Below are 660 nucleotides of genomic sequence, written 5' to 3'. Positions count from 1 at the left end.
GCCACGTAGAACGGATAGCGCCAGCCCCAGTCCAGGAACTCATCGAAATCCAGGTTGGCGCGCAGGTAGAGGAACAGCGAGCCGGCAAGGAGAAAGCCGATCGGCGCGCCGAGCTGCCCCAGCATCGAGTACCAGCCGCGGCGGTGCGCCGGGGCGTTCAGTGCCAGCAGCGATGGCAGCCCGTCCCATGAGCCGCCCAGCGCAATGCCCTGCAGGATGCGCAGCGCCGCCAGGATGACGATGGCGTGGCTGCCGAGCGCATCGTAGCCCGGCAGGAACGCCATGCCCGCCGTGGCGGTGCCCAGCAGGAACAATGCGGCCGTCAGCTTGATGCTGCGCCCCCAGCGGTGCTGGATCGCCATGAACAAGGTGGTCCCGAACGGCCGGGCGATGAAGGCGAAGGAAAAGATCGTGAAGGAGAGCAGCAGCCCTTCCAGTTGCCTGACGAACGGGAAGAACACGCTGGGGAAGACCAGCACTGAGGCGATGCCGTAGACAAAGAAATCGAAATACTCGGACGCTCGCCCGATGACGACGCCGGCAGCGATCTCGGCTGGCGCCACCTGCGCCCGGTGCGCGGCGTCTTGCGCGGGCGTGGGGGAAGACGGTGACGGCTGGTGCTGGTGCGCCATGCCGCTGCTGCTGCCGCTGCTGCTGGAC

1 protein-coding gene is annotated in these 660 nt (G+C 67.3%); it reads right to left on the bottom strand.

Features of this window, described 5'->3' with window-relative positions:
* The coding region (locus AC1DS3_RS39290; protein ID WP_477129454.1) for an MFS transporter at window positions 1-632 on the bottom strand (632 nt) is incomplete at its 3' end.
* Window positions 633-660 lie beyond the last annotated feature (28 nt).

The organism is Cupriavidus sp. 01L46 (assembly GCF_056399905.1).
Note: the sequence above shows the minus strand (reverse complement) of the source record. Positions and strands in the feature narration are given on the sequence as shown.